The sequence below is a fragment of the Streptomyces racemochromogenes genome (assembly GCF_044129415.1).
Lineage (GTDB): Bacteria > Actinomycetota > Actinomycetes > Streptomycetales > Streptomycetaceae > Streptomyces > Streptomyces racemochromogenes_A.
This window is the reverse complement of the sequence record NZ_JBBDHD010000077.1, coordinates 1-14496: the sequence shown is the minus strand read 5'-3', so window position 1 is coordinate 14496 and position 14496 is coordinate 1. Positions and strand designations below refer to the sequence as shown.

At 73.7% G+C, this 14496-nt stretch carries 15 protein-coding genes; 5 read left to right on the top strand and 10 right to left on the bottom strand.

From position 1 onward, the window contains the following. Nucleotides 1-47 precede the first annotated feature (47 nt). Complete coding sequence (gene folP / locus WDV06_RS24895; RefSeq protein ID WP_395511998.1) at nucleotides 48-908, top strand: dihydropteroate synthase; 861 nt, start codon at nucleotides 48-50, stop codon at nucleotides 906-908. 24 nt (nucleotides 909-932) lie between these two features. Here the strand turns inward: folP and WDV06_RS24890 are convergent, their stop codons facing one another. Together WDV06_RS24890 and dapE are read right to left on the bottom strand one after the other, a co-directional pair. Further along, a complete protein-coding gene (locus WDV06_RS24890; protein WP_045951419.1) occupies nucleotides 933-1691 on the bottom strand; it encodes an LOG family protein in 759 nt (252 codons plus the stop codon). Nucleotides 1692-1755: 64 nt separating this feature from the next. After that, on the bottom strand, nucleotides 1756-2835 hold the full coding sequence (gene dapE / locus WDV06_RS24885; protein WP_395511997.1) for a succinyl-diaminopimelate desuccinylase: 1080 nt from the start codon (nucleotides 2833-2835) through the stop codon (nucleotides 1756-1758). Between the two features lie 86 nt (nucleotides 2836-2921). On the opposite strand from dapE, the gene WDV06_RS24880 reads away from it, so the two are divergent. Both WDV06_RS24880 and WDV06_RS24875 read left to right on the top strand, forming a co-directional pair. Then, the gene (locus WDV06_RS24880) at nucleotides 2922-4052 is read left to right on the top strand and encodes a hypothetical protein (RefSeq protein WP_463668227.1); all 1131 of its coding nucleotides are present in this window, start codon (nucleotides 2922-2924) and stop codon (nucleotides 4050-4052) included. Nucleotides 4053-4331: 279 nt separating this feature from the next. Next, on the top strand, nucleotides 4332-4694 hold the full coding sequence (locus tag WDV06_RS24875) for an ATP-binding protein (protein ID WP_395511996.1): 363 nt from the start codon (nucleotides 4332-4334) through the stop codon (nucleotides 4692-4694). A 71-nt stretch (nucleotides 4695-4765) separates the two neighbouring features. Here WDV06_RS24875 and dapC read toward each other — a convergent pair whose 3' ends face one another. Together dapC and fdxA are read right to left on the bottom strand one after the other, a co-directional pair. Beyond that, a complete protein-coding gene (gene dapC / locus WDV06_RS24870) occupies nucleotides 4766-5860 on the bottom strand; it encodes a succinyldiaminopimelate transaminase (RefSeq protein ID WP_395511995.1) in 1095 nt (364 codons plus the stop codon). Nucleotides 5861-5964: 104 nt separating this feature from the next. Next, on the bottom strand, nucleotides 5965-6294 hold the full coding sequence (gene fdxA / locus WDV06_RS24865) for a ferredoxin (protein WP_030713714.1): 330 nt from the start codon (nucleotides 6292-6294) through the stop codon (nucleotides 5965-5967). Nucleotides 6295-6410: 116 nt separating this feature from the next. Here fdxA and WDV06_RS24860 point away from each other — a divergent pair, with 116 nt between their 5' ends. After that, on the top strand, nucleotides 6411-7400 hold the full coding sequence (locus tag WDV06_RS24860; protein WP_395511994.1) for a GNAT family N-acetyltransferase: 990 nt from the start codon (nucleotides 6411-6413) through the stop codon (nucleotides 7398-7400). Further along, nucleotides 7397-8188: a transglutaminase-like domain-containing protein gene (locus tag WDV06_RS24855; protein ID WP_395511993.1), complete on the top strand. Its 792-nt coding sequence runs from the start codon at nucleotides 7397-7399 to the stop codon at nucleotides 8186-8188. Before WDV06_RS24860 ends, WDV06_RS24855 begins: the two co-directional genes overlap by 4 nt. Here WDV06_RS24855 and WDV06_RS24850 read toward each other — a convergent pair. From WDV06_RS24850 to WDV06_RS24825, 6 genes are all read right to left on the bottom strand, one after another. Then, a complete protein-coding gene (locus tag WDV06_RS24850) occupies nucleotides 8181-9428 on the bottom strand; it encodes an MFS transporter (protein ID WP_395511992.1) in 1248 nt (415 codons plus the stop codon). The two genes, WDV06_RS24855 and WDV06_RS24850, sit on opposite strands and share 8 nt — an antisense overlap. Before the next feature lie 27 nt (nucleotides 9429-9455). After that, nucleotides 9456-10091 (bottom strand): response regulator transcription factor, encoded by a 636-nt coding sequence (locus WDV06_RS24845; RefSeq protein ID WP_395511991.1) that lies wholly within the window; start codon nucleotides 10089-10091, stop codon nucleotides 9456-9458. After that, nucleotides 10088-11221 carry a sensor histidine kinase gene (locus tag WDV06_RS24840; protein ID WP_395512020.1) on the bottom strand — a complete coding sequence of 378 codons (1134 nt, stop codon included), beginning with the start codon at nucleotides 11219-11221 and terminating at the stop codon, nucleotides 10088-10090. The genes WDV06_RS24845 and WDV06_RS24840 overlap by 4 nt, the downstream gene beginning before the upstream one ends. Nucleotides 11222-11252: 31 nt before the next feature. Next, the gene (locus WDV06_RS24835) at nucleotides 11253-12008 is read right to left on the bottom strand and encodes an ABC transporter permease (RefSeq protein WP_395512019.1); all 756 of its coding nucleotides are present in this window, start codon (nucleotides 12006-12008) and stop codon (nucleotides 11253-11255) included. Then, the gene (locus WDV06_RS24830) at nucleotides 12002-12961 is read right to left on the bottom strand and encodes an ABC transporter ATP-binding protein (protein WP_395511990.1); all 960 of its coding nucleotides are present in this window, start codon (nucleotides 12959-12961) and stop codon (nucleotides 12002-12004) included. Before WDV06_RS24830 ends, WDV06_RS24835 begins: the two co-directional genes overlap by 7 nt. 169 nt (nucleotides 12962-13130) lie before the next feature. Then, a partial coding sequence (locus WDV06_RS24825; RefSeq protein WP_395511989.1) for a peptidoglycan binding domain-containing protein occupies nucleotides 13131-14496 on the bottom strand: 1366 nt, incomplete at its 5' end.

The following is a 14496-nucleotide window of genomic DNA, read 5'->3' as shown; positions in this document are numbered from 1 at the left end:
AAGGTCGCAGACGAGGCGCGAGGGTCGCCGAAGGAGGAAAGAGCGGGATGCTGCGACTGGGCAGGCGCGAGTTCGACACCCACGAGCCGGTGATCATGGCCATCGTGAACCGGACCCCCGACTCGTTCTACGACCAGGGCGCCACCTTCCGCGACCGGCCCGCGCTGGACCGGGTGGAGCAGGCCGTGGCCGAGGGCGCGGCGATCATCGACATCGGCGGGGTCAAGGCGGGTCCGGGCGAGCACGTGGACGCGGTGGAGGAGGCCCGGCGCACGGTCGGCTTCGTGGCGGAGGTGCGCCGTCGCCACCCGGACGTGGTGATCAGCGTGGACACCTGGCGGCACGAGGTCGGCGAGGCCGTGTGCGAGGCCGGGGCGGACCTGCTGAACGACGCCTGGGGCGGGGTGGACCCGAAGCTGGCGGAGGTGGCGGCGCGCTACGGCGCGGGCATCGTCTGCACCCACGCGGGCGGGGTCGAGCCGCGCACCAGGCCGCACCGGACCTCGTACGAGGACGTGATGGAGGACATCCTGCGCGTGACGGTCGGGCTCGCGGAGCGGGCCGAGGCCCTGGGCGTGCCCCGGGAGTCGATCATGATCGATCCGGGTCACGACTTCGGGAAGAACACCCGGCATTCCCTGGAAGCCACGCGCCGGCTGGCGGAGATGACCGAAACCGGTTGGCCGGTACTGGTCTCGCTGTCCAACAAGGACTTCGTCGGCGAGACCCTGGACAGGCCGGTCAAGGAGCGGCTGCTGGGCACCCTGGCCACCACGGCCGTGTCGGCCTGGCTCGGCGCCCAGGTCTACCGGGTCCACGAGGTCGCGGAGACCCGGCAGGTCCTCGACATGGTCCGCTCGATCCAGGGGCACCGGCCGCCGGCGGTCGCCCGGCGCGGGCTGGCCTGAGCCGGCCCGCGCCGCGGGCGCCCGTTACTTGCCGACTTCCTTCGTCACCAGGGCGATCGCCTCGTCCACGTCGTCCGTGAGGTGGAAGAGGTAGAGGTCCTTCTCGGAGGCCTTGCCCTGGGCGATGACCGTGTTGCGCAGCCAGTCGACGAGACCGCCCCAGTACTCGGTGCCGAAGAGCACGATCGGGAACCGGGTGATCTTCTGCGTCTGGACCAGGGTCAGCGCCTCGAACATCTCGTCCAGGGTGCCGAACCCGCCGGGCAGCACCACGAAGCCCTGGCTGTACTTCACGAACATCGTCTTGCGGACGAAGAAGTACCGGAAGTTCAGGCCGAGGTCGACGTGCTGGTTGAGCCCCTGTTCGAAGGGGAGCTCGATGCCGAGGCCGACCGAGATCCCGTTCGCTTCGCGGGCACCCTTGTTGGCCGCCTCCATCGCGCCCGGTCCCCCGCCGGTGATGACGGCGAAGCCGGCCTCGACGAGCGCGCTGCCGATCCGCACGCCCGCCTCGTACTCCGGTGAGCCCACCGGGGTGCGGGCCGAGCCGAACACGCTGATCGCGGGCGGCAGCTCGGCGAGCGTGCCGAAGCCCTCGATGAACTCCGACTGGATGCGCAGGACCCGCCAGGGATCGGTGTGCACCCACTCGGAGGGGCCGGCCGAGTCCAGCAGCCGCTGGTCCGTCGTGCTGCCCGCCTGCACCTGGCCCCGTCTGCGCAGCACCGGCCCGAGCTGCTGCTCCTCGGGACGCCGCCGCCCGTTGCCTTCGGAGTTGCCCATGATGTGCTCCCTCCTGCTGATCGTTGGATCAGGTTAGGCGCACAAAAGTGACGGGAGGGGGAATTTACGAGGTCAGCCAGGCACGGAGTCGTTCCTCGCAGTGCAGGATCGCCTTGGTTTCGACCCGCTCGTCGACCTTGTGCGCGAGCAGCGCGTCGCCCGGACCGTAGTTGACGGCGGGGACGCCGAGCGCGCTGAAGCGGGAGACGTCCGTCCAGCCGAACTTGGGCATGGCGTGTCCGCCGACGGCCTCCATGAACGCGGCGGCCGCCGGGTGGGACAGGCCGGGGAGGGCGCCGGGCGAGGAGTCGTCGACGGTGAAGGCGTCGACGCCGCAGTCGGCGAAGACCTCCTTGACGTGGGCGAGCGCGTCGGCCTCGCTGCGGTCGGGGGCGTAGCGGAAGTTGACCGTGACCGTGCAGGCGTCGGGGATCACGTTGTTGGCGACGCCGCCCTCGATGCGGACGGCGTTGAGGCCCTCGTGGTACTCCAGGCCGTCGATGACCGGCTTGCGGGGCTCGTAGGCGGCCAGCTTCGCCAGGATCGGGCCCGCGGCGTGGATGGCGTTGGAGCCCATCCAGCTGCGGGCGGAGTGGGCGCGCTCACCGCGGGTGTGCAGCAGGACGCGCAGGGTGCCCTGGCAGCCGCCCTCGACCTCGGCGTTGGAGGGCTCCAGCAGGACGGCGAAGTCGCCGGCCAGCCAGTCGGGGTGGGCGGCGGCGACCTTGCCGAGCCCGTTGAGGTCGGCGGCGACCTCCTCCTGGTCGTAGAAGACGAAGGTGAGGTCGCGGTTGGGCTCGGGCACGGTGGCCGCGATCCGCAGCTGTACCGCGATCCCGGACTTCATGTCGGTCGTGCCGCAGCCCCACAGCACGTCGTTCTCGTCCAGGCGGGACGGGACGTTGCCGGCGATCGGCACGGTGTCGAGGTGGCCGGCGAGTACGACGCGTTCGGCGCGGCCGAGGTGCGTACGGGCGACCACGTTGTTGCCGTGGCGGTCGACGGTGAGGTGCGCGAGCCGGCGCAGGGCGTCTTCCACGAGGTCGGCGAGCACCTTCTCGTCGCCGCTCTCGGAGGGGATGTCGACGAGACGGGCGGTCAGCCCGGCGGCGTCGAGGGTGAGGTCGAGCTCGGATTCGGACATGAACCGACCCTAACGCCCCGGGATGGGCGGGTAGCGGCAGCGTCCGGCCGGTGGACGCCTTATCGGCCTCAAGTACGGTGGGCCGCGTGTCCGAGACCGATCGCCCCCGTCCCCGCCGCCGCGGGCCGCTCCGCGCGGCCGTCGGCCTGGCCGTCCTGCTCGCGGTGATCGGATACGTGCTGGTGCACCACTATTCCAACGGCGGGGCGGGCGCCCCGCACTGCACCGTGACGGCGAAGGGCTCGGGCGCCGGGTCCGACGGGGCCGTGCAGACGTACGAGATGAGCCCCGAGCAGGCGTCGAACGCCGCGACGATAGCCGCGGTCGGGATCTCCAAGGGGCTCCCGGACCGGGCGGTGACGATCGCCCTGGCGACGGCGATGCAGGAGTCGGGGCTGCGCAACCTCGACCACGGCGACCGGGATTCGCTGGGCCTGTTCCAGCAGCGGCCCTCGCAGGGCTGGGGCACCCCGGAGCAGATCATGGACCCGGTGTACTCGGCGGGGATCTTCTACGACCGGCTGGTGGAGGTCAAGGGCTACACCCGGCTGCCGCTGACGGTGGCGGCGCAGCGCGTGCAGCTCAGCGGGTTCCCGCAGGCCTACGCCAAGCACGAGCCCGACGCGACGCTCGTGACGGCCGCGTTCGGGGAGGGCGAGACCCCGGCCACGCTGACCTGTGTCGGGCCGGCGCCGCTGAAGGGCGACCCGGAGAAGGTGCGCACGGAGCTGGGGCGGGCGTTCGGCAAGGAGGCCCTGGGGGCCGGCCGGCCCGTGCTGCACGCCGGGCCGAAGGACGCCGACCCGAAGGCGGGGGCGAGTGCCACCCCCAAGGCCGGGGCCGGCGGCGCCCCGAAGGCCGGCGCGAGCCCCTCGGCGAGCGCCGGGGCGGTCCCGTCGGCCGGCTCCGCCGGGGCGGCGGCGGGGGCGTCGCAGCCGCCGGCCACCCCGGAGGCCGAGGTGGACCTGTGGCTGAAGGACGGCGGCGGCGCGGCCGAGGCCCGTCGGGGCCGGGCCATGGCGCACTGGGCGGTCGCCCGGTCCAAGGAGCTGGGCATCTCGCGGGTCTCGTACGACGGTTCCGCCTGGGTCGCGGGCGAGAACCGGGGCGAGTGGCAGCGCAAGGGGGCCGACGGTGCGAAGGGCGCCGCGGCCGCCGACCCGTACGCGGCGATCGCCGGCCAGGTCCGGATCTTCCTGCCGCGCGCCGCGGGCTGAGACCGCCGGCCGGGGGCGCGCGGCTGCGACGTGCGCCGTCCCGCCGACAGGACATGATCGTTCGCACGTGCGGCCCGTCCCCCGGGAGGGGGTGGCCGGGTCATCCCGCACGCGGCGGTGTTGACGGGCAGAAGCCCTGGTGGGCGCCGGTCCGATGGGCTTGTCACGGAAGCCGATTAAACGATGCGTTACCGATCCTTTACCCGGCCGGTCCGCAACTCCGCCCACCCCGGGAGCGGTTGTACACGGCGTACTCAGCCGCTACCGCTTAGGAGCATCATGTCCCTCCCCCTGACCCGCCGGATCGCCCGCGCCGCGCTTCTCCTCGCAGCCGGTACCGCTCCCGTGGTCGGTGCGGCCGGCGCGGCCAGCGCCGCGGGCCTGGAGTCCGTGCCGCAGCTGGGCACGCTCGCCGCCCCGGACACCGCCGACGCCACCGCCGCCACCGGGGCGGCCACGGGTGCGGCCGCCGACGTCGCGGGCACCGCCACCAAGGCCGTCCCGGCCGCCGCCCCCGCCTCGGACGTGGCGGGCGGCGCGGGCCGGATGCTGGGCGGTCTGCCGGTGGCGCAGCAGCTGCCGGCCGGCCACGACCTGCCGGTCGGGGCGCTGCCGCTGGGCTCCCTGCCGCTGGGCGGCTGACCCCGCCACGCGCACGGACACCGAGGGGCCGGGAGCACGCAGCTCCCGGCCCCTCGGGGCGTCCGGGGCGGTCAGCCCAGGCGCTTGACCGCGGCTTCGACCCGCTCGTCGGTGGCGGTGAAGGCGACGCGCACGAAGTTCGCGCCGGCCTCGCCGTAGAAGTCGCCCGGCGCCACCAGGATGCCGAGGGACGCGAGGTGGGCGACGGTGTCCCAGCACGGCTCGTCGCGGGTCACCCACAGGTAGAGGCTGGCCTCGCTGTGCTCGACGCGGAAGCCGTGCGCCTCCAGGGCGGTGCGCAGCGCCTCGCGGCGGGCGGCGTAGCGGCCGCGCTGCTCGGCCACGTGGGCGTCGTCGCCGAGGGCGGCGACGACGGCGGCCTGGACGGGGGCCGGGGTCATCATGCCGCCGTGCTTGCGGATCTCCAGCAGCTCGGCGAGGACGTCCTCGTCGCCGGCGATGAAGGCGGCCCTGTAGCCGGCCAGGTTGGAGCGCTTGGAGAGCGAGTGGACGGCGACGAGGCCCTCGTAGGAGCCGCCGCAGACGTCGTCGTGCAGGACGGAGACCGGTTCGGCCTCCCAGCCGAGTTCCAGGTAGCACTCGTCGCTGAAGACCAGGACGCCGTGCTCGCGGGCCCAGGCGACGATCCGGATCAGTTCCTCCTTGCCGAGGACCTTTCCGGTGGGGTTGGACGGGGAGTTGAGCCAGAGCAGCTTCAGCCCGGCCGGGTCCAGCTCCGTCGGGTCGTCGTAGACGACGGCCTCGGCGCCGCACAGCCGCGCGCCGACCTCGTACGTGGGGTAGGCGAGGCGGGGGTAGGCCACCTTGTCGCCCGGGCCCAGGCCCAGCTGGGTGGGCAGCCAGGCGACGAGCTCCTTGGAGCCGACGACGGGCAGCACGTTGCGGTGTCCGGCGGCGCTCGCGCCGAGCCGGCCGCGCAGCCAGCCGGTGATCGCGTCACGCAGTGCGGGGGTGCCCCACACGGTGGGGTAGCCCGGGGAGTCGGCGGCGCCGATCAGGGCGTCCTGGATCAGCCGCGGCACCGGGTCGACCGGCGTGCCGACGGACAGGTCGACGATGCCGTCCTCGTGGGCCGCCGCCGTCTTCTTGTACGGCTCCAGCTTGTCCCAGGGGAACGTGGGGAGACGGTCGGAAACTGCGGCCACGGTGCTCTGCTCTCTCTCAGGGGTGGGAAAGGTGCGGGAAAACGGCTCGGTCCCGCGCGGCAGCAGTGCCGTACGGGACCGAGAGGCGCGTCTGCCGTAAGCGGTCAGTGCTCGCCGTTGATGCCGGCGGGCAGCGCGGCGATGAAGGGGTGGTCGCGCTCGATCAGACCGAGCTTGGAGGCACCACCGGGCGAACCGAGCTCGTCGAAGAACTCGACGTTCGCCTTGTAGTAGTCCTTCCACTCCTCCGGGGTGTCATCCTCGTAGAAGATGGCTTCGACCGGGCAGACCGGCTCACACGCACCGCAGTCGACGCACTCGTCCGGGTGGATGTACAAGGACCGCTGGCCCTCGTAGATGCAGTCGACGGGGCACTCTTCGATACAGGCCTTGTCCTTGACGTCGACACAAGGCTCCGCGATGACGTAGGTCACGCTCTCGTTCCTCCTCGGTAGGGCTGTCCATTCGCGCGGGAGCGCGGCGTCGTCGATGCCCGCACCTAGTATCTCCGTTCCCGGGCACGATCCGAACAGGAGGGGCGGACAGAGCTGTGGAAATCACTGCCGGTGGACTGCTGGAGGTCCGTATCACCCCGGCTGACGTGGGTAAACGAGTCTCTGTACGACGGGTGCAGGACGGTGGCGGCGGCTCGCCCGCCTTCGCCGACGCCGTCGGGGTTCTCACATCCTGGACCGGAGGTGTGCTGACGATCACACGCAAAGACGGCGTGTCCGTCCACATCCCGGAATCCTCGCTGGTCGCGGGCAAGGTGGTGCCCGCCGCGCCGGCCCGCCGCAGGGGTCCCGCGGCCTCCTTCGAGGAGCTGGCGCGGGTCACCGCCCGGGCGTGGCAGCCGCTGGAGAGCGAGCCGCTGGGCGGCTGGACGCTGCGCGCGGCCGGCGGGTTCACCCGGCGGGCCAACTCGGTGCTGGCCCTCGGCGACCCCGGCATACCCCTGGACGAAGCACTCGCGCGGGTGACGGCCTGGTACGCGCGGCGGGACCTTCCCGCCTACGTGCAGGCCGCGACGGGCGCGGCCGGCACCCAGGAGGTGCTCTGCGCGGAACTGGAGCGGCGCGGCTGGGTCAACGAGGTCTCGGCGGAGGTCCGGACCGGGGGCCTGGCCCCGGTGGCCGACCAGGACGCGGACGTGTCGGGGATACGGCTGACCCGCGAGCCGGACGAGGAGTGGCTGGGCCTCTACGGCAAGGTCCGCGACCCGGAACTGGCCCGGCGGATGCTGGTGGAGGGCCCGTCGGTGTGGTTCGCCTCGCTGGACGGGGGCCGGGCGATCGGGCGGTGCGTGGTCGACGGCCGCTGGGCCGGGTTCGGCGCGGTCACGGTCGGCCCGGAGCACCGCAGGCGGGGGCTGGCGACGGCGGTGATGGCGGCGCTGGCCCGGCGGGCGCTGGAGGAGGGTGCCTCGGCGGCCTGGCTCCAGGTGGAGACGGACAACACCGCCGCGCGGGCCCTGTACGACGGCATGGGCTTCGCCCCCCACCACGCCTACCACCACTTCCGCGCCGGGGCCGGGGCATGAGCGCGGCCACGCGGGAGCTGTTCGCGGCGGAGGCCCGCTCCGAGCGGCCGGACCTGGCGCTGCTGTGCCTGCTGCTGGCGGCGGAGGCGGACCCGGAGCTGGACGAACGGGCCATGGACTGGGCCCAGATGGAGCTGGACCGGCTGGCGGGGATGCTGCCGTACGGGCTGCGCGGGGCGAAGGCCTGGGCGGCGGCGGTGACGGACCTGCTGGGCGGCCGGATGGGCTTCCACGGCACCCCGAAGGACTACGACCGGCTGGAGTCCTCGCTCCTGCACGAGGTGCTGCGGCGCCGGCGGGGCCTGCCGATCCTGCTGTCGGTGGTCTGGCTGGAGGTGGCCCGGCGGGCGGGGGCGCCGGTGTACGGGCTGGGGCTGCCGGGGCACTTCACGGTGGGCTTCGGCGACCCCGAGGAGGGCGTGGTGGTGGACCCCTTCGCGGGCGGCGCCTCGCTGGGCACGGGCCCGGCGGAGCTGGCCCGGGGGCCCCGGACGCCGGCCCGCACCCTGGACATCGTGCTGCGGATCCTGGGGAACATCCGGGTGTGGGCGTCGGCCCGCCCGGAGCACTCGGCGGTCGCCCTGTGGTCCCTGGACCTGTCGCTGCTGCTGCCCTCGCATCCGGCGGCGCTGCGCTACGAACGGGCCCGGCTGCTCGTGGAGCGGGGCTCCTTCCAGGCGGGGGCGGCGGAGATGGACGCGTACGCGGTGGTCATGGACGCGGTGGACCCGCAGGCGGCGACCCGCATCCGCGCGGAGGCGGCCTCGGCCCGCGCCCTGCTCAACTGACCGGCGCGGGGCCGCCCGGGGCCGGTGCGGCCTCCGCCCGCCGTCTGACCTCGGTCAGGCGGGCGTTGCTCAGGACCGGCAGCGCCAGGAGGGAGGCGACGGCGATGGCCGCCCCGGCGGCGTAGAAGGAGGCCGGGACGCCGAAGGCCCCGGCCACCGCGCCGCCCGCGATGCCGCCGACGGCGAAGGAGCCCACGGCGACGACCCGGTAGACGGAGGTGACCCGGCCCATGAGTTCGTTGGGCACGATCTGCTGGCGCAGGGTCACCATGTGGACGGACACGACCAGGACCACGAAGCCGTCCAGGGCCATGAGAGCGACGGTCACCGCCGGGCCGAGGGCGAGGCCCAGTCCCGCCGTGGCGGCGGCCGACAGCAGGTTGGTCACGAGGATCAGGGTGCCGGGCTTGAACCACCCGCCGACCCGGCCCGCCGCCAGCCCGCCGAGCACCGCGCCGACCGCGCCGGCGGCGAGCATCACGCCGTAGCCCTCGTCGGAGACGCCGAGTTCGTCCTGGGCGAGCAGCACGAGCAGGCCGTAGCTCGCCGCGACGGCCGCGTTGCCTGCGGCGGCGACCAGGCTCAGGGCGCGCAGCACGGGCGAGGACCAGTACCAGCGGGCGCCGACGGCGATGTCCTCGCGCACGTTCGCGACCGTCAGCGGTCCGCCGTCCGGTTCGTCCGTCCGGCGCGCCGCCGGGGGGATGAGGGCGAGCAGGCCCACCGCGGCCAGGTATCCGGCCGTGCCCAGGGCGAACGGCGCGGAGGCCGCCGCCGCGAAGAGGAAGCCGCCGACCGGCGGGCCGGCGAACTCGTTGCAGACCACGAACGTGGTCTGCAACCGGCTGTTGGCACGGGTCAGCTCCTCGGGCCCGACCAGCGTCGGCACCCAGGCCGCCGACACGCTGTCGTAGAGGGTCTCGGCGGTGCCGATCGCGAAGAAGACCGCGTACAGCAGGGGCATGGACAGGGTGTCCGCGAGGACGCCCGCCGTGAGCGCGGCGAAGGCCGCCGCGCGGATCCAGTTCGCGCTCTGCGCCACCTTCCGGCGGTCCAGGCGGTCGGCCAGTGCCCCCGAGACGAAGGCGAGGACCAGCCAGGGGGCCCGCTGGGCGACGGTGATCCCGGCGATCAGCGTCGGGTCGCGGGTGATCGTGGCCGCGAGCAGGGGTGCCGCGGCCAGGCTCACGCCGTCCGACAGGTTCGACGCGGCGGTCGCCGCCCAGAGTTTTCTGAACACCCGCGCAGTGTGGTCGGGACCGCCCGGTCAGAGCCAGCCCTTTTCGCGGGCCACGCGGACCGCTTCCGCGCGGTTGCGGGCCGCGAGCTTCTGGATCGCCGTCGAGAGGTAGTTGCGGACCGTGCCCTGGGACAGGGACAGGGCCGCAGCCAGTTCTGCGTTGGTCGCGCCGTGCTCCGCCGCGCGCAGGACCTCGCGCTCCCGCTCCGTGAGCGGGTTCGCGCCCTCCGCCAGGGCGGCCGCCGCGAGGGTGGGGTCGATGACGCGCTCGCCCGCGAGGACCTTGCGCACCGCCTGCGCGAGCTGCGCGGCCGGCGCGTCCTTGACCAGGAAGGCCGAGGCGCCCGCCTCCATCGCCCCGCGGAGGTAGCCGGGGCGGCCGAACGTGGTCAGGACGACGATCTTGAGGTCGGGGAGGGCGCGGCGCAGGGCCGCCGCCGCCTCGATGCCCGTCATGCCCGGCATCTCGATGTCCAGGAGGGCCACGTCCACGTCGTGGGCCAGGGCCGCCGCCACGACCTCGTCGCCCCGCGCGACCTGGACCGGCACCTCGATGTCCGGCTCCAGCCCCAGGAGGGCGGCGAGGGCTTCCCTGACCATGGACTGGTCCTCCGCCAGGAGGATGCGGATGGGGGGCCGGGCGACTTCTGCGGCTTCCGTCATGACGGGGATCCTAGGGGGACCCTCGCCAGCAGGCGGAAGCCGGTCTTCCCGGCCGGGCCCGCCCACAGGGTGCCGCCGACCGCCTCCAGACGTTCCGTCAGGCCCGTCAGACCGTTGCCCGGGACCGCGGTGCCGCCCGAGCCGTCGTCGGTCACCGAGAGCTCCAGCACCGGTCCGGCGAGGGTCTGGCGGGGCGTCAGGGCGATCGTGCAGCGCTTGGCACCGCTGTGCCGGACCACGTTGGTCACCGCCTCGCGCAGCGACCAGGCCAGGGCGCACTCCGGCTCCTCGGGGACGGAGCCGGTGAAGTCCGCGGGGAGGTCGGCCGTGACCCCGGCGGCCGCCAGCGCCGTGCGGGCGCCCGCCAGTTCGCCGGGCAGGGTGGGCCGCCGGTAGCCGCTGACGGCTTCCCGCACGTCGACCAGCGCCTGGCGGCAGACCTTCTCGATGTCCGCCACCTGCTGGGCGGCCCGGTCGGGGTGGTCGGGCAGCATCCGGCCCGCGAGCTCGCTCTTGAGCGTGATCAGCGACAGCGAGTGGCCCAGCAGGTCGTGCAGGTCGCGGGCCATCCTCAGGCGCTCCTCGTTGGCCGCGAGCTGGGCCACCGTGGCCCGGGCCTGCCGGAGCTCCATGGTCGTGCGGATCATCTCGCGGACCCCGACCATCGCGAACCCGCCCATCAGGGCCGGGATCAGCAGCCCGAACAGGTAGTCCCCGCCGTCCGGCACCGTGAGGGCCAGCGCCGCCAGCAGGGCCGTCGCGGCGGGCACCGTGAGGCGGGAGACCTTCCCGGGCAGCGCGGCGCCGGAGGCGATGGAGACGTAGACGAAGAGCACGAGCCACTCACGGCCCAGGGCCAGCGAGAGCGCCGCGGCCTCGGCGCTGAGGACCGCCAGTGACAGCAGGACCGGCCGCACCGGCTTCTGCCGGTCCGGCCGGAACACCAGCACCAGGTACCAGGCGACGAACCCGAGCAGGCCCAGCCCGCCGAGCACCCGGGCCCCGGTGCTGTGCCCGCCCCGCACCAGGTCGGTCACCGGGGCGCTGAGGTAGAAGAGCCAGATGGCGATCCAGAGGCTCTTGACCACCTTGTGGACGGTGCTCTCGGGGGCCCGGACGATGCGGGTCACGCCCTCGGGCTCGTGCGTCAGCGCCACGGTCCTACGCCTTCAGTGAGTCCTTGCGGTACAGCCAGGCGGCCGCCCCGGTGAACAGTACGAAGTAGACGGCGAGGATCGCCACGTCCTTGGCGTGCGGGGCCCCGCCCAGCTCGATGGCCTGGCCGAGGCCCGCGTAGGCGTGGGTCGGCAGCCACTCGCAGATGTCCTGGAGCCACTGCGGGAACGCGGCGGTGGGCATCCACAGGCCGCCGAGGATCGACAGGCCGAAGTAGAAGAGCATGCTCAGCGGCCGGACGTTGTCCGCGGAGGCCAGGTAGCCGATGGCGACGCCCAGCGCGGCGAACACGAGGCTGCCCGCCCAGATGGAACCGGTCAGGGCGAGCCACTGCCAGGCCTCGAAACGGACGCCCTTGGCGACGGCGGCGACGAGGAAGACCACCAGGATCGCCGGCAGCGACAGCACGCCCGCGCTGGCGGTCTTGCCGAGCACGTAGCCGTGGCCGGGCAGCGCGGTCAGGCGGAGCTGGCGCACCCAGCCGGCCTCGCGCTCCTTGGCGATGCGCTCGGCGTTGCCGACGAGGACGGCGGTGAGGGCGCCGAAGGAGGCCATGGCGACCATGTAGAAGGCGGGCATGGTCAGCTCGGTGCCCATGACCTTGGTGGTGCCGTCCAGGGTGCCGCCGAGCATCAGGAAGAGGGCGGCCGGGTAGAGCAGCGTGAAGAAGATGTACTTCTTGTTCCGCAGGGCGCGGGTGATCTCCAGCTTGACCAGGTTCAGCGTTCCGGTGTTCACGATGCGTGGGCCTCCTCGGCCTCGGTGAGGGCGATGAAGGCCTGCTCCAGGCCCAGGCCCGCGACCTCCAGGTTGCGGGGGTAGAGGCCGAGCGCGTACACCGCGTGGACGGTGGCGTCGGCGTCGCGCGACTGGAGCCGCACGGTGGTGCCGTTGACCTCGAAGGCGGTCAGGCCGGGCAGGGCGCGCAGGATCTGCTCGTCGATCGCGCCGTCGAGGTCGAAGGCGATCTTGCGGGCGCCGGCCTTGGCCTTGATCTCGGCGGCGGTGCCGTCGGCGAGGAGCCGGCCCTTGTTGAGGACCAGCACCCGGTCGGCGATGGCGTCCGCCTCCTCCAGGTAGTGGGTGGCGAACAGGACGGTGCGGCCCTGGGCCGCCTGTTCCCGCATGGTGGCCCAGAAGGCCTGGCGGGCGGTGACGTCCATGCCGGTGGTCGGCTCGTCCAGGATGATCAGGTCGTTGTGGCCGGCGGTGGCGAGCGCGAAGCGCACCCGCTGCTCCTGGCCGCCGGAGAGCTTGTTGACCATGCGTCCGGCGATCTCCTCGATGCCGGCGCGGGAGAGCACCTCCTCGACCGGGTACGGGCGGGGGTGCAGGGCGCAGCCGAGGGTGACGAGCTCGCGCACGGTCACCTCCTCCATCAGGCCGCCGCTCTGGAGCATGGCGCCGACCCGGCCGGCCGTGACGGCCTCGCGGGGGGTGGTGCCGAAGAGGCTGACGGTGCCGGAGTCCGCGGGGCGCAGGCCCAGGAGCAGGTCGAGGGTGGAGGACTTGCCGGCGCCGTTGGGGCCGAGGAGCGCGACGGTCTCGCCCGGGTGGAGTTCGAGGCTGAGACCGTCCACGGCCTTGACCCGGCCGTAGCTCTTGGTCACGTTCTGGAAGCTCACCACGGTGCCGCTGCCGGCACCGCGTGCGGGTCCGGGGGCTCCGGACTGCGTCGCGGTCGTCGTCGTCATGCACCGAGCTTCTCGCGGACGGGGGGCCGCGCGGCAGTGTCTTCAGTCGTGACAGCTGCATGACAGATGTCATGCGGGCGGGGTGACATCCCCGGTCAGGCCGGGTGCCGGGGACGTGTGAGCCCCTTCCCGGGGTCCGGGAAGGGGCTCACACGACGGGCCGCGGGGGTCAGTTGGCGTTCGTGTCGATCGTCACGACGCGCTCGGCCGGGGTCTTTCCGACGAGGCCCTTGCCGAGGGCGCCCACGACGTCCTGCGGGGTGACGGGGGTCTTCGCCCCGGTGCCCCGGGTGATCAGGACCCCGTCGAAGGCGTTGCCGTAGGTGGCCTTGAGGGCCTCCAGGTCGTACTTCTCGACGAGCTTGCCCTGTACGGGGGCCATGCTGAGGATCTTCGGCAGGGACTTGGCGCCGAAGGCCAGGGACTTGGTGCCCGCCTTGACCGTCACGGGGGCGGACATGGCCGGCTCCGCGAACTCCTTCATCGCCCGGTTCAGTTCCGCCTGGCTGATGGTCGGTTCCTTGGTGGCGGTGGGGAGTTCGACGGGGGCGGCCTTGCCGTTGGCGACGAGCTCGCGGAAGGCCTTGGTGACCTTGTCGACGGAGCCGTCCACGTCCAGGCTGGTGCCGGCCTTGCCGGGGACCGCGACGGGCTTGCCGGTGTCGAAGGTGATGGTTCCCTCGGTGGCGGTGCCGGCGGTGCCGGCGATCTCCTGGAGGGAGTCCTTCAGCTTCTCCTCGTCGACCGGCATGACGGCGGTGGCCGTGCGCTCGACGCCGAACAGCGAGCCGATGACGGTGACCGGGTTGTAGTCGCTGCCGGTGGCGTTGCGGACGGTGGTCTGGCTGTCGAGGGTCAGGCCGGCCTTCTCGGGCTTCAGTTCGACGGACTTGCCGCCGACGGTGAGCTGGAGCGGGGTGGCGGAACGCTTGCCGAAGGCCGTCTGGAGCTTGGCCACGGCGTCGTCGCGGCTGCCGCTGATGTCGACGCCGAGGACCTTGGTGCCCTTGGGGATGTCGGAGTGGTTCATGAGCAGCCCGGCGCCGTAGGCCACGGCCACGAGGCCGACGAGGCCGCCGCCGAGCAGGACCAGCTTGGAGCGGCCCTTCTTCTTGGCGGGCTTGCCTGCCGGGGCCGCCTTGCCCGGCTTGGCGGACGTCCCGGCGGGCGCGGGCGTCGGCAGGGGCGGCCGCGGGCCGGGCGGCGGGGCGGCCGGACCGGGGCGGGAGCCCGGACCAGGGGTGTCCATGGTCTCGGGACCGGGCCAGCGCGGGGTCTCGTCGACGCCCATGGGGACGCTGCCCAGCGCGGGGCCGCCGGTGGGCCCGGCGGGCTCGGTGAAGGCGGGGAAGGCCTCGGTGGAGGGGCCGCCGTCGTAGCCCGCGTACCCCTGGTCGGAGCCCACGCCGGGGCCGCCGAGGGCGGGGCCGGGGGCGGGCGCGAAGCCGGCCCCGGTGCCGTGGTCGTGCCGGGGGCGCCGGGACGGGCGGCCGCGGAGGGGTGCGGCGGGTGGGGCGGCGGGGTGGGGGGCGCGT

Bases quoted from the DNA above. Each gene is read 5' to 3' on its own strand.
- dapE (WP_395511997.1), bottom strand. From the start codon at position 2,835: ATGTCCGAATCCGAGCTCGACCTCACCCTCGACGCCGCCGGGCTGACC.
- WDV06_RS24890 (WP_045951419.1), bottom strand. From the start codon at position 1,691: ATGGGCAACTCCGAAGGCAACGGGCGGCGGCGTCCCGAGGAGCAGCAG.
- WDV06_RS24830 (WP_395511990.1), bottom strand. From the start codon at position 12,961: ATGACGACGACGACCGCGACGCAGTCCGGAGCCCCCGGACCCGCACGC.
- WDV06_RS24845 (WP_395511991.1), bottom strand. From the start codon at position 10,091: ATGACGGAAGCCGCAGAAGTCGCCCGGCCCCCCATCCGCATCCTCCTG.
- folP (WP_395511998.1), top strand. From the start codon at position 48: ATGCTGCGACTGGGCAGGCGCGAGTTCGACACCCACGAGCCGGTGATC.
- WDV06_RS24875 (WP_395511996.1), top strand. From the start codon at position 4,332: ATGTCCCTCCCCCTGACCCGCCGGATCGCCCGCGCCGCGCTTCTCCTC.
- WDV06_RS24855 (WP_395511993.1), top strand. From the start codon at position 7,397: ATGAGCGCGGCCACGCGGGAGCTGTTCGCGGCGGAGGCCCGCTCCGAG.